This window comes from Streptomyces sp. CB00316 (assembly GCF_001905595.1).
In the GTDB taxonomy this organism is placed as follows: domain Bacteria; phylum Actinomycetota; class Actinomycetes; order Streptomycetales; family Streptomycetaceae; genus Streptomyces.
The window spans coordinates 657,151-678,131 of the sequence record NZ_LIXI01000002.1 but is presented as its reverse complement, the minus strand read 5'-3'; the positions used below and the strand labels follow the sequence as shown (position 1 = coordinate 678,131).

General features: G+C 69.2%; 20 protein-coding genes and 1 pseudogene. 11 read left to right on the top strand and 10 right to left on the bottom strand.

Annotated elements, in window-relative coordinates; genetic code table 11:
• The first annotated feature begins 3 nt into the window (after window positions 1-3).
• The 4 genes from AMK21_RS07105 (at window position 4) to AMK21_RS07090 (ending at window position 3,074) form a co-directional block, all read left to right on the top strand.
• Window positions 4-381 (top strand): phage holin family protein, encoded by a 378-nt coding sequence (locus AMK21_RS07105; RefSeq protein ID WP_073875234.1) that lies wholly within the window; start codon window positions 4-6, stop codon window positions 379-381.
• 46 nt (window positions 382-427) lie between these two features.
• Window positions 428-1,552, top strand: a complete 1,125-nt coding sequence (locus tag AMK21_RS07100; RefSeq protein WP_073875232.1) for a cystathionine gamma-lyase — start codon at window positions 428-430, stop codon at window positions 1,550-1,552.
• A gap of 44 nt (window positions 1,553-1,596) precedes the next feature.
• On the top strand, window positions 1,597-2,076 hold the full coding sequence (locus AMK21_RS07095; RefSeq protein WP_073875230.1) for an NUDIX domain-containing protein: 480 nt from the start codon (window positions 1,597-1,599) through the stop codon (window positions 2,074-2,076).
• Between the two features lie 131 nt (window positions 2,077-2,207).
• Window positions 2,208-3,074 (top strand): GNAT family N-acetyltransferase, encoded by an 867-nt coding sequence (locus AMK21_RS07090; protein WP_073875228.1) that lies wholly within the window; start codon window positions 2,208-2,210, stop codon window positions 3,072-3,074.
• Window positions 3,075-3,160: 86 nt separating this feature from the next.
• Here AMK21_RS07090 and AMK21_RS33585 read toward each other — a convergent pair.
• Together AMK21_RS33585 and AMK21_RS07080 are read right to left on the bottom strand one after the other, a co-directional pair.
• A pseudogene (locus AMK21_RS33585) lies at window positions 3,161-3,312 on the bottom strand (heme-binding protein); the annotation flags it as partial.
• 18 nt (window positions 3,313-3,330) lie between these two features.
• Window positions 3,331-4,542: an MFS transporter gene (locus AMK21_RS07080; protein WP_073875226.1), complete on the bottom strand. Its 1,212-nt coding sequence runs from the start codon at window positions 4,540-4,542 to the stop codon at window positions 3,331-3,333.
• Window positions 4,543-4,683: 141 nt separating this feature from the next.
• Between AMK21_RS07080 and AMK21_RS07075 the strand changes: the two genes are divergently transcribed.
• Together AMK21_RS07075 and AMK21_RS07070 are read left to right on the top strand one after the other, a co-directional pair.
• Entirely contained in the window at window positions 4,684-5,142 is a 459-nt protein-coding gene (locus tag AMK21_RS07075) for a MarR family winged helix-turn-helix transcriptional regulator (protein ID WP_073875224.1), read from the top strand.
• Between the two features lie 28 nt (window positions 5,143-5,170).
• A complete protein-coding gene (locus AMK21_RS07070) occupies window positions 5,171-5,623 on the top strand; it encodes a GNAT family N-acetyltransferase (RefSeq protein WP_073875222.1) in 453 nt (150 codons plus the stop codon).
• 69 nt (window positions 5,624-5,692) lie between these two features.
• Here the strand turns inward: AMK21_RS07070 and AMK21_RS07065 are convergent, their stop codons facing one another.
• Both AMK21_RS07065 and dnaB read right to left on the bottom strand, forming a co-directional pair.
• Entirely contained in the window at window positions 5,693-7,072 is a 1,380-nt protein-coding gene (locus AMK21_RS07065; RefSeq protein WP_073875220.1) for a serine hydrolase domain-containing protein, read from the bottom strand.
• A 107-nt stretch (window positions 7,073-7,179) separates the two neighbouring features.
• Window positions 7,180-8,658, bottom strand: coding sequence for a replicative DNA helicase (dnaB, locus tag AMK21_RS07060; protein WP_073875218.1), 1,479 nt, complete (start codon window positions 8,656-8,658; stop codon window positions 7,180-7,182).
• A 459-nt stretch (window positions 8,659-9,117) separates the two neighbouring features.
• On the opposite strand from dnaB, the gene AMK21_RS07055 reads away from it, so the two are divergent.
• A complete protein-coding gene (locus AMK21_RS07055; RefSeq protein ID WP_073875216.1) occupies window positions 9,118-10,455 on the top strand; it encodes an MATE family efflux transporter in 1,338 nt (445 codons plus the stop codon).
• 144 nt (window positions 10,456-10,599) lie between these two features.
• Here the strand turns inward: AMK21_RS07055 and rplI are convergent, their stop codons facing one another.
• The 4 genes from rplI to rpsF all read right to left on the bottom strand — a co-directional run bounded on the left by rplI (window position 10,600) and on the right by rpsF (window position 12,345).
• Window positions 10,600-11,046: a 50S ribosomal protein L9 gene (gene rplI, locus AMK21_RS07050; RefSeq protein WP_018513854.1), complete on the bottom strand. Its 447-nt coding sequence runs from the start codon at window positions 11,044-11,046 to the stop codon at window positions 10,600-10,602.
• An 18-nt stretch (window positions 11,047-11,064) separates the two neighbouring features.
• The gene (rpsR, locus tag AMK21_RS07045; RefSeq protein WP_003967857.1) at window positions 11,065-11,301 is read right to left on the bottom strand and encodes a 30S ribosomal protein S18; all 237 of its coding nucleotides are present in this window, start codon (window positions 11,299-11,301) and stop codon (window positions 11,065-11,067) included.
• A gap of 43 nt (window positions 11,302-11,344) precedes the next feature.
• Window positions 11,345-11,980, bottom strand: coding sequence for a single-stranded DNA-binding protein (locus tag AMK21_RS07040; protein WP_073875214.1), 636 nt, complete (start codon window positions 11,978-11,980; stop codon window positions 11,345-11,347).
• 74 nt (window positions 11,981-12,054) lie between these two features.
• On the bottom strand, window positions 12,055-12,345 hold the full coding sequence (rpsF, locus tag AMK21_RS07035) for a 30S ribosomal protein S6 (protein WP_015609864.1): 291 nt from the start codon (window positions 12,343-12,345) through the stop codon (window positions 12,055-12,057).
• A 338-nt stretch (window positions 12,346-12,683) separates the two neighbouring features.
• Here rpsF and AMK21_RS07030 point away from each other — a divergent pair, with 338 nt between their 5' ends.
• From AMK21_RS07030 to AMK21_RS07020, 3 genes are all read left to right on the top strand, one after another.
• Window positions 12,684-13,025, top strand: coding sequence for a hypothetical protein (locus AMK21_RS07030; RefSeq protein ID WP_073875212.1), 342 nt, complete (start codon window positions 12,684-12,686; stop codon window positions 13,023-13,025).
• Window positions 13,026-13,187: 162 nt separating this feature from the next.
• A complete protein-coding gene (locus tag AMK21_RS07025) occupies window positions 13,188-14,306 on the top strand; it encodes a lipid II:glycine glycyltransferase FemX (protein ID WP_070200758.1) in 1,119 nt (372 codons plus the stop codon).
• A 76-nt stretch (window positions 14,307-14,382) separates the two neighbouring features.
• Complete coding sequence (locus AMK21_RS07020) at window positions 14,383-15,414, top strand: alanine racemase (RefSeq protein ID WP_073875210.1); 1,032 nt, start codon at window positions 14,383-14,385, stop codon at window positions 15,412-15,414.
• A gap of 15 nt (window positions 15,415-15,429) precedes the next feature.
• Here AMK21_RS07020 and AMK21_RS07015 read toward each other — a convergent pair whose 3' ends face one another.
• A complete protein-coding gene (locus tag AMK21_RS07015) occupies window positions 15,430-16,932 on the bottom strand; it encodes a glycosyltransferase family 87 protein (protein WP_073875207.1) in 1,503 nt (500 codons plus the stop codon).
• 202 nt (window positions 16,933-17,134) lie between these two features.
• Complete coding sequence (locus tag AMK21_RS07010) at window positions 17,135-19,843, bottom strand: transglycosylase domain-containing protein (RefSeq protein ID WP_234421850.1); 2,709 nt, start codon at window positions 19,841-19,843, stop codon at window positions 17,135-17,137.
• Between the two features lie 399 nt (window positions 19,844-20,242).
• Here AMK21_RS07010 and AMK21_RS07005 point away from each other — a divergent pair, with 399 nt between their 5' ends.
• Window positions 20,243-20,926 carry a PadR family transcriptional regulator gene (locus tag AMK21_RS07005; protein WP_073875205.1) on the top strand — a complete coding sequence of 228 codons (684 nt, stop codon included), beginning with the start codon at window positions 20,243-20,245 and terminating at the stop codon, window positions 20,924-20,926.
• The last annotated feature ends 55 nt before the right edge of the window (window positions 20,927-20,981 follow it).

Genomic DNA, 20,981 nt, shown 5'->3' with positions numbered 1-20,981 from the left:
CACATGAAGAATTTCGCAGTCAAGACGATCGCCAACGCGGGTGCGTTGGCCGTGGCCATCTGGCTGATCGGGAACATCACGCTGGAGGGCGGCTCCACCGGCCGGAAGATCCTCACCCTGATCCTGGTCGCGCTGATCTTCGGTCTGGTGAACTTCCTGGTCAAGCCGCTGGTCCAGCTCCTGACGTTCCCGCTGTTCATCCTGACCCTCGGGCTGATCACTCTGGTGATCAACGCCCTGATGCTGCTGCTGACCTCCTGGCTGGCCGGCATCTTCGATCTCAGCTTCCATGTCGAGGGCTTCTGGACCGCGGTACTCGGCGCTCTGATCATCTCGGTCGTCTCCTGGGCCCTCAACATGGTCCTGCCGGACGAAGGCTGAACACGGCCTCTCCCGGCCGTCCGACCACTTACGGATACGGAGCAGCATGAGCACCATGGGCGACGGCACGCGCGCGGTACGCGCCGGCCTTCCCGAACCGGAGCAGTACGAACCGACCCTGCCCGGGCCGGTCTTCGCCGCGCACTTCCACCTCTCCGGCGAACCGGTGGGCCCTTATACCTACGGCCGGGACACCAACCCGACGTGGACCCACCTGGAGCGGGCCATCGGCGACCTGGAGGCGCCCGGCGAGGACGTGAGCACCACGGTGTTCGCCTCCGGGATGGCGGCGATCACCGCCGTACTGCTCTCCCAGGCCCGCACCGGCGACGTCGTGGTGCTGCCGGACGACGGCTACCAGGCGCTGCCGCTGGTACGGGAGCAGCTGACGGCCTTCGGCGTCGAGGTACGGACCGCGCCGACCGGTGGCGACGCCCAGCTGGCGCTGCTGGAAGGGGCGAAGATGCTATGGATCGAGAGCCCTTCCAACCCGGGACTCGATGTCTGCGACATCCGCCGGCTCGTGGCCGCCGCGCACGAGGCGGGCGCGCTGGTCGCCGTCGACAACACCCTGGCCACCCCGATCGGCCAGCGCCCGCTGGAGCTCGGTGCGGACTTCTCGGTCGCCAGTGACACCAAGGGCATGACCGGGCACGGCGACATCCTGCTGGGCCATGTCACCTGCCGCGATCCCCGGCTGACCGCCGATGTACGGCGCTGGCGCAAGGTGGTCGGAGCGATCCCGGGCCCGATGGAGGCCTGGCTCGCCCACCGGTCGCTCGCCACGCTCCAGCTGCGCATCGACCGGCAGTGCACCACGGCCCTGGCCCTCGCCGAGGCGCTGGCCAAGCGGACCGAGGTCACCGGGCTGCGGTATCCGGGGCTGACCGCCGACCCGTCGTACGGGATCGCCGTACGACAGATGCGGCGCTTCGGTTCGGTGGTGTCGTTCGAGCTGGCCGACCGGGAGACGGCGGAGCGCTTCCTCTCCGCGCTGCGGCTGGTCGACGACGCGACGAGTTTCGGGGGTGTACGTTCCACCGCCGAGCGCCGGGGCCGCTGGGGCGGCGACGCCGTGCCGGAGGGCTTCATCCGCTTCTCCGTCGGCGCGGAGGACCCGGAGGACCTGCTGGCGGACGTCGAGCGGGCGCTGGACGAGGCGGTCCGGTAGGCCGCAGGAGTTTCAGAGTGGCCCGCGCGGGCCACTCTCTTGCCATGACCGAACGTCCTGTGGTCAAGCGCACCGCACGCGCCATCCTGCTCGACGGCGACGACCTTGTCCTCATCAAGCGCACGAAGCCGGGGGTCGATCCGTACTGGCTCACGCCCGGCGGCGGGGTCGAGCCGGAGGACGCCACCGTGGTCGACGCCCTCCACCGGGAGGTCGACGAGGAGCTCGGTGCCAAGATCGTCGACGTGGTGCCCTGCTTCGTCGACACCGTCGAGCACATCGCGGACGGCGGCGTCACCGGGGTGAAGGTCCAGCACTTCTTCGTCTGCCGGCTCGTGTCGATGGACGTCACCCGACGGCACGGCCCGGAGATCGACGAGCCCTGCGGGGAGTACGAGATCGTCCGGGTGCCGTTCAGCCGGGTCGGGATCGCCGCCGTCCACCTCGTACCGCTCTCCCTGCGCCACTATCTGGACGGCAACATCGAGGGTGTACGGGCGATGCACGCGCCCGACCTGAGCTGACGGCCCTGGACTCGCACGCGGACGCGGACGCGCTTCATGTTTCACGTGAAACCAGGCGGGGGCACTTGGGTTCTCGGCCAGTTCCGGGAAACCGGTGGACGGGCGATCATCACGTCGGACAGCCTGGCCCCATGCACAGCCCCTCACCCCTGTCCCTCCTCGACCTGCCCGTACGGCGCCTCACCAGGGGAGACCTGGTCTCCTGCGCCGACCTCTCCGAGGGTCGGGGCTGGCCACGCGACGAGCACCGATGGGGGCTGCTGCTCTCCGCGGGTACGGGGTACGGCATCGCGGAACCCGATGGCAAGGGCCTGGTCGCGGCCTGCGTGGTGACGTCGTACGGGCCCCGCCTGGCGGCCGTCGGCATGCTGCTCGTCGCCGGACGCCACGCACGCCAGGGGATCGCCCGGCGGCTCATGCGCCATGTCATGGAGGAGACCAGGTCCACCCCGCTCGCGCTGTACGCCACGCCCGAAGGGCAGCGGCTCTACACGGAGCTCGGCTTCGCCCACGTGGGCCGAACCGAGCGGGTCCTCGGCCGGTTCCGGGCGGAGGACCGGCCGTCGGCCGTGACCACGCGTGCGGCCGCTGCGGACGACCTCCAGGCGATGGTCCGCCTCGACCTGCCGGTCTTCGGTATCGACCGCACCCACATCATCGCCCGGCTCCCGGCCTTCGCCGACCGGCTCCAGGTCGCGGAGGGGAACGGCGAGCTGACCGGTTACGCAGCCCTCTGGCCCAGCGGCGACGACCATGTCGTCGGCCCGCTCGTCGCGCGCGACACGGCCACCGCGAAGGCCCTCGTCGCCGCGCTGGCCGCCACGACGGACCGGCTGCTGCGGGCCGATGTCGACGCGCGCCACGAGGAGTTGCTCGGCTGGCTGGTTGAGCGCGGTCTCGAACCGGGCTCCCGTACAGCGGTGATGACGTACGGCATCGAGGACCTCCCCGGCGACGCCACCCGCAGATTCGCCCCGCTCACCATCGCGACGGGCTGACGCATCGCAGCCGCACCGCCGGAAGAGGCGGTGCGGCTGCGATGCGGTACTCCAGGGGCTCGGTCCCCTGTTCCGGGTGCTCGGCCTCAGACCAGGGAGTCCGCCGCGGCGGACGCGAACCCGTGGTCCTGCTCCGGCGCTCCCCCGCCGACCCCGATGGCGCCGATCAGCCGGCCGCCGCGGTGCAGCGGATACCGCCGGCGATGAAGAGCAGCGGGCGGTCCAGCGCGGTCGGCAGAAGGCTCTGGGGCGAGGCTCAGTGCCGGGCCGGGGCGGCGACCGGCGCGGGACTGCTCCCGGCGACGAGCCGTCCTTCGGCTCCGGCGGTACGGCGCTCCAGCAGGCTGGAGACCACGGCCAGCACCAGGGCGGACCCGGCGAGGATCGCGCCGACCCAGTTGGGGGCGGTGTAGCCGAGACCGGCGGCGATCACGAGGCCGCCGAGCCAGGCGGAGAGGGCGTTGCCGAGGTTGAAGGCCCCGATGTTGACCGCGGAGGCCAGGGTGGGGGCGCCCGCCGCCTGGTCGAGGACCCGCTTCTGCAGCGGGGGCACGGTCGCGAAGCCGAGGGCACCGATCAGAACGATGGTGACGGCCGCGGCGACCTTGTCGTGCGCGGTCACGGTGAACAGGCTCAGCACGAGGGCGAGCGCGCCGAGCGAGACGTACAGCATCGGCATCAGATGGCGGTCGGCGAACCGTCCGCCCACCAGGTTGCCGCCCACCATGCCGAGGCCGAAGAGGACCAGCAGCCAGGTGACGGAGGAGGCCGAGTAGCCGGCGGTCTCGGTCATCATCGGGGTGATGTAGGTGATCGCGGCGAAGACGCCGCCGAAGCCCAGGACGGTCATGGCCATCGCGAGCAGGACCTGGACATTGCGGAACGCGGCCAGTTCGTGGCGGACGCGTACACCTTCGTGCTTGGGCTGCTCGGGGACGAGCTTCGCGACACCGATGAGCCCGATCACGCCGAGGAGGGCCACGAGGACGAACGTGGTCCGCCAGCCGGCGGACTGCCCGATGTAGGTGCCGAGCGGGACGCCGACGACGTTGGCGACGGTGAGTCCGGTGAACATCATGGCGATGGCCCCGGCCTTCTTCTGCGGGGCGACGAGATCGGCCGCGACCACCGAGCCGATGCCGAAGAAGGCGCCGTGCGCGAGGGAGGCGATCACCCGGCCGGCGAGCATGACGCCGAAGACGGGGGCGAGGGCGGACACCACGTTGCCCACGATGAAGAGCCCCATCAGGAGCATCAGCATCCGCTTACGGGTGACCCGGGTACCCAGAAGGGTCATCAGCGGGGCGCCGAGGACGACCCCGAGCGCGTAGCCGGTCACCAGGAAGCCTGCCGTCGGGATCGAGACCCGGAAATCCGCGGCAACCTCGGGGAGCAACCCCATGATCACGAACTCGGTCGTTCCGATCCCGAATGCCCCGATGGCGAGGGCGAGGAGCGCGAGCGGCATGGGCTTTCACCTTCCATGGAGATTGCGTATGCACCTTACGAGCGTCCACAATAATTGCACACGCGGGCTAACTGCAAACGCGGGCTATTGCAGGCGTCCCCTATCCTGGAACCACGCAGGCTCCCGCCCGGAGGAGAGACCATGACCGCGACCGACCCCGCCCTCACCGCCTTCGCCCAGGGCTGGTGCGCCCTCTCCCTGCTTCACGGGAAGATCGAGGCCCGTATCGAACGCGCTCTCCAGTCGGGTCACGGGCTCAGCGTGCGGGAGTACTCGCTGCTCGACGTGTTGAGCCGGCAGCACAGCGGCCCCGGCGGCCATCTCCAGATGAAGCAGGTCGCCGACGCCGTGGTCCTCAGCCAGAGCGCCACCACCCGACTGGTCACAAGACTGGAGAACCGCGGGCTACTGACCCGCTATCTGTGCGACACCGACCGGCGGGGCATCTACACCGATGTCACCGAGGCCGGTCTCACCCTCCTCGCGGAGGCCCGGCCGACCAACGACAGCGCCCTGCGGGCGGCCCTGGGCGAGGCGTCGGAGAACCCCGAGCTCGCCCCCCTGGTCCGGGCGGTCGAAGAGCTGAAGGTCCCGGTCTGACGCCTGCGGAGCGCGTACGCTGCCGATCATGAGCGATCTTGAGATACGCCCCGCTGCCGAGACCGACCTCGACGCCGTGGTGGCCATGCTGGCCGACGACCCCCTCGGCGCGCAGCGCGAGTCGCCGGACGACCTCACCCCGTACCGCGCCGCGTTCCGACGACTGGCGGACGACCCGAACCAGCACGTCGTCGTCGCCGTCCGCGAGGACCGCGTGGTCGGGACCCTCCAGCTGACCGTGGTCCCCGGGTTGTCCCGGCGCGGTGCCACCCGCTCGATCATCGAGGGCGTCCGCGTCCACGCCGACGAGCGGGGCAGCGGGCTCGGTACGCAGCTGATCCAGTGGGCGGTCGACGAATCCCGCCGCCAGGACTGCCGGTTGGTGCAGCTGACCTCGGATGTCACCCGCGAGGACGCGCACCGCTTCTACGAGCGGCTCGGATTCACGGCCAGCCACGTGGGCTTCAAGCTGGCTCTCTGACCGACAACGGCCGGTGGGGTGGGTGTTTCACGTGAAACACCCACCCCACCGGCCGTCACAGCTCGGGCGTCAGCCGCCGAACCCCCGCCAGCCCGCCGGGTCGAGTCCTCCGGGAACGTCCGCTCCCGCCTCATAGGGCTCACGGGTGAAGGCGAACGAGCCGAGGTCGAGGTGGTCGACCGAACCGTCGGCCCTGCGGACGACCCGGAGGGTCTCCCCCGCGTAGTAGTCGTCCTGGCCCGTCCAGGTGCCGTCCGGCCGGGGCGTGAAGGCCGCTCCGCGACCGGTGCCGCCCAGCGGCCTGAGCTCCAGCCCTCGGCCCCCGGTCAGCCGCAGCGTGAACGTGTGGGTCCCCCAGTGCCAGATCCCGGTCAGGGCCACCAACTCCTCGTCAACCTCGGGCAGCGGGCGCCAGGGCTCCGGGATCCGCGGCTCCGCGTCCGCGACGATGCTCAGGAGTTCGGCGGCCACCGTGGCGGCGGGCAGCCCCGAGGTGGCGTTGGCGAGGGCGACCGCGGCGACGTCGTCGTCCTCGCTGAACCACAGGCCGGCGACGAATCCGGGCAGCGAACCCGCGTGCCCGAAGAGGACGCGGCTGTCGGTCTTCACCACCTGCAGGCCGAGTCCGTATGCGTTGCCCCCTCCCTCCGCGGCGGGCGCGGCGGGCATCCTCATCTCCCGTACGGAAGCGGCCGACAGGACCCGGTTGTCGCCCTCGGCCAGGAAGGCCGCGAAGCGCAACAGGTCGGACGCGGTCGACCAGAGCTGGCCGGCGGGCGCCATCAGTCCCAGGTCCTCGGCAGGCTCGCTCACCACCACATCGGCCCAAGGGTGAACGGCCCAGCCCTCCGCGTACGGAGCGACCGGCCCTCCCGTCGTACGGTGCATGCCCAGCGGCTCCAGGACCTCGCGGCGCAGCGCCTCCTCCCAGGAGACTCCGCGGACCGCTTCGATCAGCGAACCGAGCAGGGTGTAGCCGGGGTTGGAGTAGTGAAAGCGGTGACCCGCCGGGTGCATCTGCGGCCGCTCGCCGAGTACGTCGGCGAGCTCCGGCCGGAGGGCCCCCGGGGTCCGCTCCCACCAGGGGGCGGGCGCCTCGGCGCCGAGCCCCGCGCTGTGGCCGAGCAGCTGGAAGACGGTCGCGCCGCCCGCTCCGGTGCCGGGGAGGTGCTTCTCCAGCTGGTCGTCCAGGTCGATCAGCCCTTCGTCCCGCAGCCGCATAACCAGAACCGCGGTAAACGTCTTGGTGATCGAGCCGATCCGGTACTGCGTATCGGCGTCCGGTACCTGCCCCTCCAGGCCCGTACGGCCCCCGCTCCAGGCGATACGGCCCTCCCGCTGCACGGCGGCCGCGAGGGAGGGCGCCCGGCCCTCCCGCTGTGCCGTGGCGAGGCGGTGGAGAAGGGAACGCCGGGTGCTGGGCAGCAGTTCTTCACTGGGAGAAGTCATGGTCAACCCTTACCAGGCAGGGGGTTTCGGTGTCTGCGGTCAGTGGAATTCCCTGGGCCCGTAGTGAGCGGCGACGCCCGTCCACCAGCGGCTCACCGCACTCGCCCTCAGGTCTGCGCCATGTCCACGAAACGCGAGTAGTGGCCCTGGAAGGCCACGGTGATGGTGGCCGTCGGGCCGTTACGGTGCTTGCCGACGATGATGTCGGCCTCGCCCGCGCGCGGTGACTCCTTCTCGTAGGCGTCCTCGCGGTGGAGCAGGATGACCATGTCGGCGTCCTGCTCGATGGAGCCGGACTCACGCAGGTCGGACACCATCGGCTTCTTGTCCGTGCGCTGCTCGGGACCACGGTTCAGCTGCGAGAGCGCGATCACCGGGACCTCCAGCTCCTTGGCCAGCAGCTTGAGGTTTCGGGACATGTCCGAGACCTCCTGCTGACGGCTCTCGGACCGCTTCGATCCACCGGCCTGCATCAGCTGCAGGTAGTCGATGATCACGAGCTTGATGTCGTTGCGCTGCTTGAGCCGACGGCACTTCGCACGGATCTCCATCATCGACAGGTTGGGGGAGTCGTCGATGTAGAGCGGGGCGGCCGAGACCTCGGGCATGCGGCGCGCGAGCCGCGTCCAGTCCTCGTCCGTCATCGTGCCGGACCGCATGTGGTGCAGAGCCACCCGCGCCTCGGCCGACAGCAGACGCATCGCGATCTCGTTGCGCCCCATTTCGAGGGAGAAGATGACGCTGGGCAGGTTGTTCTTGATCGACGCGGCGCGTGCGAAGTCCAGTGCCAGCGTGGACTTACCCATGGCGGGGCGGGCCGCGATGACGATCATCTGGCCGGGGTGCATGCCGTTCGTCAGGGCGTCGAGGTCCGTGAACCCCGTCGGGACACCGGTCATCTCACCGCTGCGCGAACCGATGGCCTCGATCTCGTCGAGCGCGCCCTCCATGATGTCGCCGAGAGGGAGGTAGTCCTCGCTGGTGCGCTGCTCGGTGACCGCGTAGATCTCGGCCTGGGCGGAGTTGACGATCTCGTCGACGTCCCCGTCGGCCGCGTATCCCATCTGTGTGATCTTCGTGCCGGCCTCGACGAGGCGTCGGAGGACCGCCCGCTCGTGGACGATTTCCGCGTAGAAGGAGGCGTTGGCCGCGGTCGGGACGGACTGCACCAGGGTGTGCAGGTAGGGCGCCCCGCCGACCTTGGTGATCTCCCCGCGCTTGACCAGCTCGGCGGCGACCGTGATCGGGTCGGCCGGCTCCCCCTTGGCGTAGAGGTCGAGGATCGCCGTGAAGACGGTCTCGTGCGCCGGGCGGTAGAAGTCGTGCCCCTTGATGACCTCGACGACCTCGGCGATGGCGTCCTTGGACAGCAGCATGCCGCCGAGGACCGACTGCTCCGCGTCCAGGTCCTGGGGAGGCACCCGCTCGAACGAGGGGGAGCCTCCGCCCCAGCCCTCGTCCGAGCCCCGGTCGTGCCTGTCCTCGCGCCCCCCCCTGCGCTCCCCGCGGCGCTGGCGGGAGGCGGGCAGACGGTCGCCGGGACCAGCCTCGGTCCAGGGGTCGTCCAAAGGCTCAGGGATGGTCACCCGGCCCACCTCCTCCCGTCCGCTTCGCGGACCTAGCCGTGCCACTCTTTCTTACGGCACGGCGCTGACAAACAAGTCGCCCGACTCCGCTTCCGGCGCGTCTGGTTCTGCTGATTCCGGTGCCGGAACGGAGTGCGGGCGCCGGACCACGGTAGGCCTGTCTGCACCGTCAGCCAATCTGGTTATCCACAGGGCTTGTGGATGACGGACCAGGTTCTGTGGAGAAGTTCGCAGAACCTGTGCACGGAACGGGGGACAGCACTGTGGACAAACTCATAGCAGGACCACCATCACCCGCTTGACCTGCACGTTCTCCGTCCACTGACTGTGGGGGAGAAAAACTTTCGCCCTGATTTCAAGATCACTGCAGACGGCTCCCGGATGAACGCCTCAGAGACGTCGCGGTAATGGGCACTCGCGCATTGCATCTCTTACCTGTGGAAGATTAGATTAGCCCTCATGACTCCGGCCCCCATCACTCCCCGAACAGGCCGTCGACGGCACGACCGCGAGATCATCGCACTGGCCGTACCGGCGTTCGGCGCGCTGGTAGCCGAGCCCTTGTTCGTCATGGTCGACAGCGCCGTCGTCGGCCACCTCGGCACCCCGCAACTGGCCGGCCTCGGGATCGCCGCAGCCCTGCTGATGACCGCCGTGAGCATCTTCGTCTTCCTCGCCTACGCCACCACGGCCGCCGTCGCCCGGCGTGTCGGCGCGGGCGATCTGCCCGCCGCGATCCGCCAGGGCATGGACGGCATCTGGCTCGCCCTGCTGCTCGGCGCCGTGGTGGTGGCCCTCGCCGTCCCCTCGGCCCCCTGGCTCGTCGACGTCTTCGGCGCATCCGACACCGCTGCCCCGTACGCCATCACGTATCTGCGGATCTCCAGCTTCGGCATCCCGGCGATGCTCGTCGTCCTCGCCGCCACCGGCGTGCTGCGCGGACTCCAGGACACCCGCACCCCGCTGTACGTCGCCATCGGCGGCTTCACGGCGAACGGCATCCTCAGCGTGACCCTCGTCTACGGGGCCGGGCTCGGCATCGCCGGATCCGCCTGGGGCACGGTGATCGCCCAAGTGGGCATGGCCGTCGCCTACCTCATCGTGGTCGTACGCGGAGCCCGTAGACACGGCGCCTCCCTCCGCCCCGACGCCGCCGGAATCCGGGCCAGTGCCCGCGCGGGCGTGCCCCTGCTGGTCCGGACCTTGTCGCTCCGGGCCGTCCTCATGATCGCCACCGCCGTGGCCGCCCGGCTCGGCGACACCGACATCGCCGCGCACCAGATCATCCTCTCCCTCTGGAGCCTGACAGCCTTCGCACTCGACGCCATCGCCATCGCCGGGCAGGCGATCATCGGCCGGTATCTGGGGGCGAACGACGAGACGGGCGCCCGCGAGGCCTGCCGTCGCATGGTCGAGTGGGGCATCGGCTGCGGCATAGCACTCGGGGTGCTGATCATGCTCGCCCGGCCTCTTTTCATCCCGCTCTTCACCAGCGATCCCGCGGTGAAGGACACCCTGCTCCCCGCGCTCCTGGTCGTGGCGGTCTCGCAGCCGATCGCCGGAGTGGTCTTCGTCCTGGACGGTGTCCTGATGGGAGCGGGAGACGGACGCTACCTAGCGTGGGCCATGCTGGTGACCCTGGCCGTCTTCGCACCCGTCGCGCTTCTGGTGCCTTCCCTCGGCGGCGGCCTCACCGCCCTCTGGTGGGCGATGACGTTGATGATGGCCGTCCGGCTGATCACCCTTTGGGTGCGTACCCGCTCCGGCCGGTGGATCGTCACCGGAGCGACCCGCTGATACGCGGGCTCCGCGGACTTGTTGTTTCACGTGAAACGGGAACGGTCCGCGCTGTTTCACGCGAAACAGCGCGGACCGTTTCACAGCGAAGGGCCGCACCCCCAACGGGATGCGGCCCTTCACCTGCTCTGCTGAGCTCTGCCCTTAGGCAGCAACGACCTCGACGGCGAGCTTCGCTGCGACCTCGGGGTGCAGACGGACGGACACCTGGTGTCCGCCGAGCGTCTTGATCGGCGAACCGAGCTCCACGCGACGCTTGTCGACGTCCGGACCACCGGCGGCCTTGATCGCCGAGGCGACGTCAGCCGGGGTGACCGAGCCGAAGAGACGGCCGGCGTCGCCGGAGCGAACAGCCAGACGGACCTTCACGCCCTCGAGCTTGGCCTTGATCTCGTTGGCCTGCTCGATCGTCGCGATCTCGTGGATCTTGCGGGCGCGGCGGATCTGCGCCACGTCCTTCTCGCCACCCTTGGTCCAGCGAATGGCGAAGCCACGCGGAACCAGGTAGTTACGGGCGTACCCGTCCTTGACGTCGACGACGTCGCCGGCGGTGCCGAGGCCGGAGACCTCGTGGGTGAGGATGATCTTCATGCTGTTGTCACCCTTCCCTTATCGCGCGGTGGACGTGTAGGGCAGCAGCGCCATCTCACGGCTGTTCTTGACAGCCGTGGCGACGTCACGCTGGTGCTGCGTGCAGTTGCCGGTAACGCGGCGGGCACGGATCTTGCCGCGGTCGGAAATGAACTTCCGCAGCATGTTCGTGTCCTTGTAGTCCACGTACTGGGTCTTGTCCTTGCAGAACGCGCAGACCTTCTTCTTAGGCTTGCGCACAGGCGGCTTCGCCATGGTGTTTCTCCTGTGTGATCAAGAAGTGGGGGTACGAGCCGCCCTAGAAGGGGGGCTCGTCCGAGTAGCCGCCGCCGGAGCCGGAGCCGCCGGAACCGCCGGAACCACCGGGGCTTCCGCCCCAACCGCTCCCGCCGCCCTGCTGGCCGCCGCCCTGCTGGCCGCCTGCCGGCGCGCCGGTCGCCCACGGGTCGTCGGCGGGAGCACCGCCGCCGCCCTGCTGGCCACCGCCACCGGGACCGCCGCCCCAGTTGCCGCCACCCTGCTGGCCGCCACCGCCGCCGTATCCGCCCTGGCCGCCCTGACCGCCGCGACCGGTGGTCTTGGTGACCTTGGCCGTGGCGTTCTTGAGGCTGGGGCCGACTTCCTCGACGTCCAGCTCGTAGACCGTGCGCTTGACGCCCTCACGGTCCTCGTAGGACCGCTGCTTCAGCCGGCCCTGCACGACGACGCGCATGCCTCGCTGGAGCGACTCCGCGACGTTCTCCGCCGCCTGACGCCAGACCGAGCAGGTGAGGAACAGGCCTTCGCCGTCCTTCCACTCATTGGTCTGCCGGTCGAAGATGCGGGGAGTGGACGCGACACGGAACTTCGCGACCGCCGCACCGGACGGGGTGAAGCGCAGCTCGGGGTCGTCGACGAGATTGCCGACGACCGTGATGACGGTCTCGCCTGCCATGGGTGAACCTCTCGGCGGGGATTGCTTCTGGCTGCTTGCTGCTACTCGGACCCGAAAACCGCTGAGCTAGATGCTCAGTGGATCTCGGGACGGAGGACCTTGGTCCGGAGGACCGACTCGTTCAGGTTCATCTGGCGGTCGAGCTCCTTGACGACCGCAGGCTCGGCCTGCAGGTCGATGACCGAGTAGATGCCCTCGGGCTTCTTCTTGATCTCGTAAGCGAGCCGACGACGGCCCCAGGTGTCGACCTTCTCCACCTTTCCGTTGCCCTCACGGACAACGGAGAGGAAGTTCTCGATCAGCGGGGAGACTGCTCGCTCCTCGAGATCGGGGTCGAGGATGACCATCACCTCGTAGTGACGCATGTGGAACCCACCTCCTTTGGACTCAGCGGCCACGGTCGTTCCGTGGCAGGAGGGTCGTGATGCGTATCGCAACGGTGTCTTTCGAGGAGAACACCCGGCACTGACAATCCGCTCCCGGGAAGATTCCTGAGGGAGGGGCTCGCCGCGCTGGCCTGGGCAGACACCGGTGCAGACCGTACAGACTACCTGTAGACCGGCTTCCGGTTGAAATCCGGAGGTCAGCGGGCACATCCGGTCCGGATTCCGGAGGGCGGATCCGGAGTCCCGGGGGCACAATCGAGACAGATGCGGTGTGAGAGGCGCTACATTCCACCGCCCGTCCGGCCAGGAGGTCATCCATGGCACAGACCATTCGTCCCGCCGGCTCACGATCCACGACCGGCCGCCCCGCCACCGGCTCGCTCTTCGCGACGGACGGCAGGCCGCACCCCGTCCAGGACGTCCTGATGGTGGTGACCGGGGTGCTCGGCGTCCTCGCCTTCGTGACGGCGATGTTCCACCATCTGCACCTGATCAGCTCCTGGGCGGGGCTGGCCGGGCTTCTCACCGGCCTCTACGGCCAGTACATCTCTAAGACCACCTGGGAGAGGTTCGGCCTGATCATGGGGATCGGCGCCTCCGCGGTCGGCTTCTACCTCGGTATGGCGCACGGCGGCCTCTTCGGCGGCGTCATCACCTGAGCGGCGCGCCCGCCGACACGGCCACCCTGGCGGCCGCGCCGGTCTGCCGCGGGCGATCCGGCCCTACGCTGCCAGGCCGGGTACCCCTCGGTCACAGTAGGCTTCGGCGCGAGAGCCGGAGCCCCTGACCGATGGGGACACACCTGCCGAGGAGCGCCCCGCATGAGCCTGACCCTGAGGACCATCAGCCGAGAGCAGCATCTGGCGTACATCCAGAGCCTGCCCTCGGCCAGTCACTGCCAGGTCCCGGCGTGGGCTGACGTGAAGACCGAATGGCGCTCGGAGAACCTGGGCTGGTTCGACAAGAACGGCGAGATCGTCGGGGCGGGCCTCGTCCTGTACCGCCAACTGCCGAAGATCAAGCGCTACCTGGCGTACCTGCCCGAGGGCCCGGTCATCAACTGGTACGCGCCCAACCTGGACGACTGGCTCCAGCCGATGCTCGCCCACCTCAAGCAGCAGGGCGCCTTCTCCGTGAAGATGGGCCCGCCGGTGGTCATCCGGCGCTGGGACTCGGCGGCCATCAAGTCCGGCATCCAGGACCCGGACGTCAAGCGCCTGCGCGACGTCGAGGCCACCCACATCGAGCCGCGCGCCTTCGAGGTAGCGGACCGGCTGCGGAAGATGGGCTGGCAGCAGGGCGAGGACGGCGGCGCCGGTTTCGGTGACGTACAGCCCCGCTACGTCTTCCAGGTGCCGCTGGCCAACCGCTCCCTGGAGGACGTCCTCAAGGGCTTCAACCAGCTGTGGCGCCGCAACATCAAGAAGGCCGACAAGGCCGGTGTCGAGGTCGTCCAGGGCGGCTACGAGGACCTGGCCGAGTGGCAGCGGCTCTACGAGATCACCGCCGTGCGCGACCACTTCCGCCCGCGCCCCCTCTCGTACTTCCAGCGCATGTGGACCGTCCTGAACTCCGAGGACCCGAACCGGATGCGGCTCTACTTCGCCCGGCACAACGGTGTGAACCTCTCCGCCGCCACGATGCTCGTCGTCGGCGGGCACGTCTGGTACTCCTACGGGGCCTCCGACAACATCGGGCGCGAGGTCCGGCCCTCGAACGCCATGCAGTGGCGGATGCTCCGCGACAGCTACGCGATGGGCGCCACCGTCTACGACCTGCGCGGCATCAGCGACTCGCTGGACGAGAACGACCACCTCTTCGGCCTGATCCAGTTCAAGGTCGGCACCGGCGGCGAGGCGGTCGAGTACGTCGGCGAGTGGGACTTCCCCCTCAACAAGCTGCTCCACAAGGCGCTCGACATCTACATGTCGCGCCGCTGACGCGCTTCAATACCCCCTCGGCACACCTCGTTCGTTCCCTGATTCACCGCAGCCAGAGAAAGGTTCCGGGCCGGCCATGGCGCTCTCCCTCTACGTCGACACCGCGCGCTGGCGGGCGCACCAGAAGTCCGTGATCGACCAGTTTCCCGGCCTCGTACCGGTCTGCAAGGGCAACGGGTACGGCTTCGGCCACGAGCGTCTCGCCGACGAGACGATCCGCTTCGGCTCCGACACCCTCGCCGTCGGCACCACCTACGAGGCCGCCACGATCAAGGACTGGTTCAGCGGCGACCTGCTCGTCCTGACCCCGTTCCGGCGCGGCGAGGAGCCCGTTCCGCTGCCGGACCGCGTCATCCGGTCCGTATCCTCCGTCGACGGGGTGCACGCCCTGGTGGGCGCCCGGGTCGTCATCGAGTGCATGAGCTCGATGAAGCGCCACGGGGTCAAGGAGGAGGAGCTCGGGCTGTTGCACGCGGCGATCGAGGACGTACGCCTCGAAGGCTTCGCTCTGCACCTGCCGCTGGACCGCACCGACGGCTCGGACGCCGTCGAGGAGGTCATAGGGTGGATGGACCGGCTGCGCGCCGCCCGGCTGCCGCTGCACACCATGTTCGTCAGCCATCTGCGCGCCGAGGAACTGGCCCGGCTCCAGCAGCAGTTCCCGCAGACCCGCTTCCGCGCCCGCATCGGGACCCGGCTCTGGCTGGGCGACCACGAGGCCACGGAGTACCGCGGGGCCGTCCTGGACGTCACGCCCGTCGTCAAGGGCGACCGGTTCGGCTACCGCCAGCAGAGGGCCGCGTCCGACGGCTGGCTGGTCGTCGTCGCGGGCGGTACGTCCCACGGGGTCGGCCTGGAGGCGCCTAAGGCGCTGCACGGGGTGATGCCGCGGGCCAAGGGCGTCGCGCGTGCCGGTCTGGCCACGGTCAACCGCAACCTGTCACCGTTCGTCTGGGCGGGCAAGCAGCGGTGGTTCGCCGAGCCGCCGCACATGCAGGTGTCGATCCTGTTCGTTCCGTCGGACGCGCAGGAGCCGCGGGTCGGTGACGAGCTGGTCGCCCATCTGCGCCACACGACCACGCAGCCTGACCGGCTCGTCGACCGCTGAGCGAGCCGCCCCGGGTCAGCGCTCCCGGGCCGCGCCCCACTCCACCTGAGGCCCGGTGACCGTCGGGGCCGTGTGCCCGGGCGTCCGGGGATCGGGCGCCGGCACGAACGCGTCCGGCACCCCGTCGAGCACGCCGCCCGACGGGTCGTCCGATCCGTCCCGGCGCACCGGATCCTTCTCCGGCAGCAGGATGTCCCGGACGACCAGGGCGCACAGGTACAGCGTGCCCAGCAGATGCAGGGCGATCGCGAGCTGGTACCCCTCCTGCGGCAGCCCTTGATGCTTGTCGCCGCCGCTCGTGTACGCGAGGTAGAACCAGATCCCCAGGAAGTACATGACCTCGCAGGCCTGCCAGATGAGGAAGTCGCGCCAGCGCGGCCGGGCCAGGACGGCGAGCGGGATCAGCCAGAGCACGTACTGCGGTGAGTAGACCTTGTTCGTCAGGATGAACGCGGCCACCACCAGGAACGCCAGCTGGGCGAAGCGCGGCCGGCGGGCGGCGGTGAGTGCCAGTCCTGCGATGCCCGCGCAGAACACGACCATCAGGATCACGGAGGCGGTGTTCACCGTCTCGACGTCGATGGGCTTCCCGGTGCGCTGGGTGATGACCAGCCAGAACGAGCCGAAGTCGATGGGCCGCTCCTGGCTGAAGGTGTAGAACTTCCGCCAGCCCTCGGGGGCGTAGAGCATCACCGGCAGGTTCACCGCCAGCCAGGCCGCCCCCGCGCCGAGCAGGGCGGTGCCGTACTCGCGCCACCTGCCCGCCCGCCAGCAGAGCACCAGGAGCGGGCCGAGCAGCAGGACGGGGTAGAGCTTGGCGGCCGTGGCGAGGCCGATGAGGACGCCGAACGCGAGCACTCGGCCCCGCGACCACATGAGCATCGCCGCGGCCGTCAGGGCGACGGCCAGCAGGTCCCAGTTGATCGTGGCGGTGAGGGCGAACGCGGGGGCCAGCGCGACCAGCAGGCCGTCCCAGGGGCGCCGCCGGTGCGTGCGTACGGTGCACACGGCGATGATCACCGCGCAGATCATCAGCATGCCCGCGTTGACCATCCAGTACATCTGCTCGCGCTGCTGGATGGGGTCGCTGTCCGGCGTGAGGGTCAGCCAGGCGGCCACCTGCATGAAGACCCCGGTCAGTACGGGGTACTCCAGGTACTGCATGTCGCCGCTCAGCCGGTCGAAGTACGGCACCAGGCCGTCGGCGAAGCCGCGTCCCAGGAAGAGGTGCGGGATGTCGGAGTAGCAGGCGTGCGTGTACTGCGAGGTGGCTCCGCGGAACCAGGCCCACTCGTAGCAGGGGATCTTCTGGACCATGCCGAGCGCGAACATCCCGATCATGGTCAGGGCGACGACCCGTACGGGTGTCAGCGGACCGTCGCCGAGCCGTGCCCAGCGCCCCACCCGCCCGCCGAACAGCTCACTGCCGGCCGCCGCGACCTCGTCCTGATCGGTGGGCCGCACGACGGGGCGCTCCTGCTGCTGCACGCTCGTGTCCTCTGCACTGGGGCTTGGCATGCCGCACATCCTGCCGTACGGGACTGTGGCCGGGGCGTGGACCGGCCCGGGATACGGGCGGGGAGGCGAACGAGCGCGTACGGGGTGCGGAGAGGCGCACCGCTGCCCCTGAACGCGACGAGGGCCACCGCACCACGTCCCGGTGCGGCGGCCCTCGTCCTACGGGCGTCCAGGGCCGTTCACGGGCCCTGGAGCGGTGCGGCTATCCGCCGTTGGCTCCGCTCCATAGGCTGCCGCCTCCGTTGGTCCCGCCGTTCCCTCCGGTGGTCCCTTCGGTGGTCCCTTCGGTGGTGCCTTCGGTAGTGCCGGTGTTGGCGCCGCCGTCGGCTCCCCCGTCCGCGCCGCCGTCGGCCCCGGCATTCGTTCCACCGCCGTCCGCTCCGCCGTTCACACCACCGTCGGCTCCGGCGTTCGCTCCACCGCCGTTGGGGTTCTGGCACTCCCGGTCCCAGAAATCGCAGGTCTTGCTCGGCGTGGGTGACGGAGTGGTGGGCGTCGGGGAAGGCGTCGGCGGCTCCGGCTCCTCGGTGGAAGGCGTCGGCGAGGGCGTCGGGCTCGGCGTCGGGGTCGGGCTCGGGCTGGCCGCGCCACCGCCCCAGACCTCCTCGCCGATGGGCTGCGGCTCCGGGAACGAGAGGACCTTCTCCCCCTTCATCGCCGCGGTCATGTAGTCGTGCCAGATGGACGCCGGGAACGAGTTTCCGTGGATCTTCTTCTCGCCGCCGGTGCCGAACATCTCCTCGAACTTGCGCTTGGTGTTGGTCTCGTCGTCGTCCAGGCGGAACATGCTGATCGCCGTCGAGAGCTGCGGGGTGTAACCGACGAACCAGGCGGACTTGTTGCCGTCCGTCGTACCCGTCTTCCCCGCCGCCTCACGCCCCTCGAGCCGCGCGGGCTTGCCCGTGCCGTTCTCCACCACGTTCTTCAGCACGTCCGTGACGTTGTCCGCGATGAGCGTGCTGAAGGCGCGCTTGGGCTGCTTCTTGTGCTGGAAGACGACCTCGCCCTTCCTCTTCACCTCGGTGACCGAGTACGTCGGATTCTGCTGGCCGCTCGTGGCGAAGGTGGCGTAGGCGCCCGCCATCCGGATGGCACTGGGAGAGGACGTACCGATGGAGAACGACGGAACGGTGGAGTCCGCCATCATGTCGTCGTCCTTCAGGCCGGCGGCGACGGCGGCTTCCTTGACCTTGTCCGTCCCGACGTCCATACCGAGCTGCACGAAGGGGGAGTTGGCCGACTGCTCCATGGCGTGCCGCAGGTCGATCTCGCCGTGGTCGTAGTCACCGTCGTTGGTCTGGAGCCACTCGTTGTCGTCCTTGTCCTTCCAGACCTCGCCGTTGTACTCCTTGATCTGGAGCTTGTTGTCGCCGTTGTAGATGCTCTCCGGCGAGACGATGGTGCGCTGGGAGCCGTCCTGGTCCGGCCCGAGCTTCGGGTCGCGTACGCCGTACTGCATCGCCGCCGCCAGCACGAACGGCTTCCAGGTCGAGCCGACCTGGGCGCCGGTGGCGTCGGCGTTGTTGGTGAAGTGCTTCGTGGCGTCCTGCCCGCCGTACGTGGCGAGGATGGCGCCCGTCTTGGTGTCCACCGAGGCGCCGCCGAACTCCACGTGGGTGTCCGTCTCCGGACGCTCCTCGGGGCGGATCTTGGCCTTGTAGACCTTGTCCACCGCTTTGGCGAGCTGCTTCACCTTGGTCTCGTCGAAGGTGGTGTGGATCTCGAAGCCGCCGAGCTCCATGTCCTTGGCCGTGATGTTCTGGGTGTTGTTGGCGAGGAAGTACTTACGCGCCAGCTCCACCAGATAGCCGGTCTGACCGCCCAGCTTTGCGTTCTTCTTCAGCGGCTTGGGATCGGGGAACTTCCTGTACTTCTCCCGGTCCGCCGCCGACATCTTGCCGTCCTTGACCTGCTCGTCGAGGATCCACTTCCAGCGCTTCTCGGCGCGTTCGCGGTTCTTCTCAGGCGTCGCGTTCTCGGGGTCGATCTCGGTGGCACCGGCCGGGTCGTAGTAGCTCGCGCCCTTGAGCAGCGTCGCCAGGAAGGCGCACTCGCTCGGGTCCAGGTCGGTGGCGTCCTTCTCGTAGTACGTACGGGCCGCGGCCTGCAGACCGGAGGCGCCACGTCCGTAATAGGAGACGTTGAGGTAGCCGGCCATGACCGTCTCCTTCTTCTCCTCCCCGGCGACCTTGAGGGTGATGAAGAGCTCTTTGAACTTCCGCGAGAGCGTCTGGTCCTGGTTGAGCCGCGAGTTCTTCACGTACTGCTGGGTGATGGTCGAACCACCCTGGGTCTGACCGCCCGTGGCCATGTTGAACACCGCACGGCCGATGCCCTTGGGGTCGATGCCCTTGTCCGTCCAGAAGCTCTTGTTCTCTGCCGCGACCACGGCGTTGCGCATCGCCACGGGGATCTGCTCGTAGCTGATCTCCTGGCGGTTGGCCACCCCGCCGGTCGCCACCATCTGCCTGCCGTTGGCCCAGTAGTAGACGTTGTTCTGCGCCCTGGCGGCATCCCGGATGGTCGGCTTGTCGACCAGGGCGTACGAGACGCCCGCCACGCCCATCAGCATGCCGAGGAAGCCCACGCAGAGGCCCGAGACGAGCTTCCACGAGGGCAGCCAGCGACGGAATCCGTACCGGCCGCGCCGCGGATAGTCGATCAGGCGCTTCTCGCCCGGAGGCCCGGCGTCGCCGCCACCCCGCCGGCGGCCGCCGCCGCGCTGAGCCGCGCGACGGGCCTCAGCACGGCTGCTGTACTGGCGCTCCTCGCCGTGCGGCTCGGCATGTGACACGGATGTGGCTCTGCGTGACGGCTCTGCTCGGCGTCCCGCTGGCTGCTGGGCGGCTCGTCTGGCCGCGGCCCGCCCGCCACCTTGCGGCTGAGACGATTTGCGACGGTGCTCGCTCATGGAACGACTACTCCTCGGGCAGGCGAGAGCGCCTGGAAGCGGCAGTTGAGATCCGGTCCCCCCGAATTACGGACCAGCCCTGCGGAAGGCTCATCCGCAGCACATCCGGCAGTCCGCGATAACTGACGCACAACGGCGCCTCACGGTTCCCGGTGGTCTGCATGCCGCACAGACTACGCACGGTCAAAACCCCCCTAGGGCCGAACTTCACCCCAAACAACGCAAGTCGCTTCCTACGAATTGGCGATGTGACGCCGCTCACTGAGGTCACCCTTGTCGAACCCGTCGGACCGATCTATCGTGCTGATGTATCGAGTCGATACATCAGTGCGGCATAAGTACGTCAGTGGATCCGGCAGACGGTTCCCGCGGAACCAGCGGCAGAAGGAGGAGACGCACGTGAGCCGACGCTCCGGCATCCTCGAGTTCGCCGTTCTCGGGCTGCTCCGCGAGTCTCCGATGCACGGCTACGAGCTGCGCAAACGCCTCAACACCTCGCTCGGCATCTTCCGTGCCTTCAGCTACGGGACGCTCTACCCGTGCCTCAAGACGCTGGTGGCCAGCGGCTGGTTGATCGAGGAGCCCTCCGGTGACCCGGCGGACACCACACCCGCCTCGTCCCTCACCGGGCGCCGGGCGAAGATCGTCTACCGGCTGACGGCGGAAGGTAAGGAGCACTTCGAGGAGCTGCTCTCGCACACCGGTCCGGACGCCTGGGAGGACGAGCACTTCGCGGCACGCTTCGCCTTCTTCGGTCAGACCGAACGCGACGTGCGGATGCGGGTTCTCGAAGGCAGGCGCAGCAGGCTGGAGGAGCGCCTGGAGAAGATGCGCGCCTCCCTCGCCCGCACACGTGAACGACTCGACGACTACACACTTGAGCTGCAGCGACACGGCATGGAGTCCGTGGAGCGCGAAGTGCGCTGGCTGAACGAGCTCATCGAGAGCGAGCGGTCGGGACGGGATCAGAGACGATCCTCGCCCGAGGGCTCTGCTCAGCAGGACACATCAGGAGAGACGGGCGGCCTGCCCCGGCACCGGGGTGACACCCCGCCGGATCCGTCCGACGACACCACCAAGTGAAGTCACCGCATTCCGCGGGGACTTCATCGGAAACACCGATTACACAGGGAGCAAC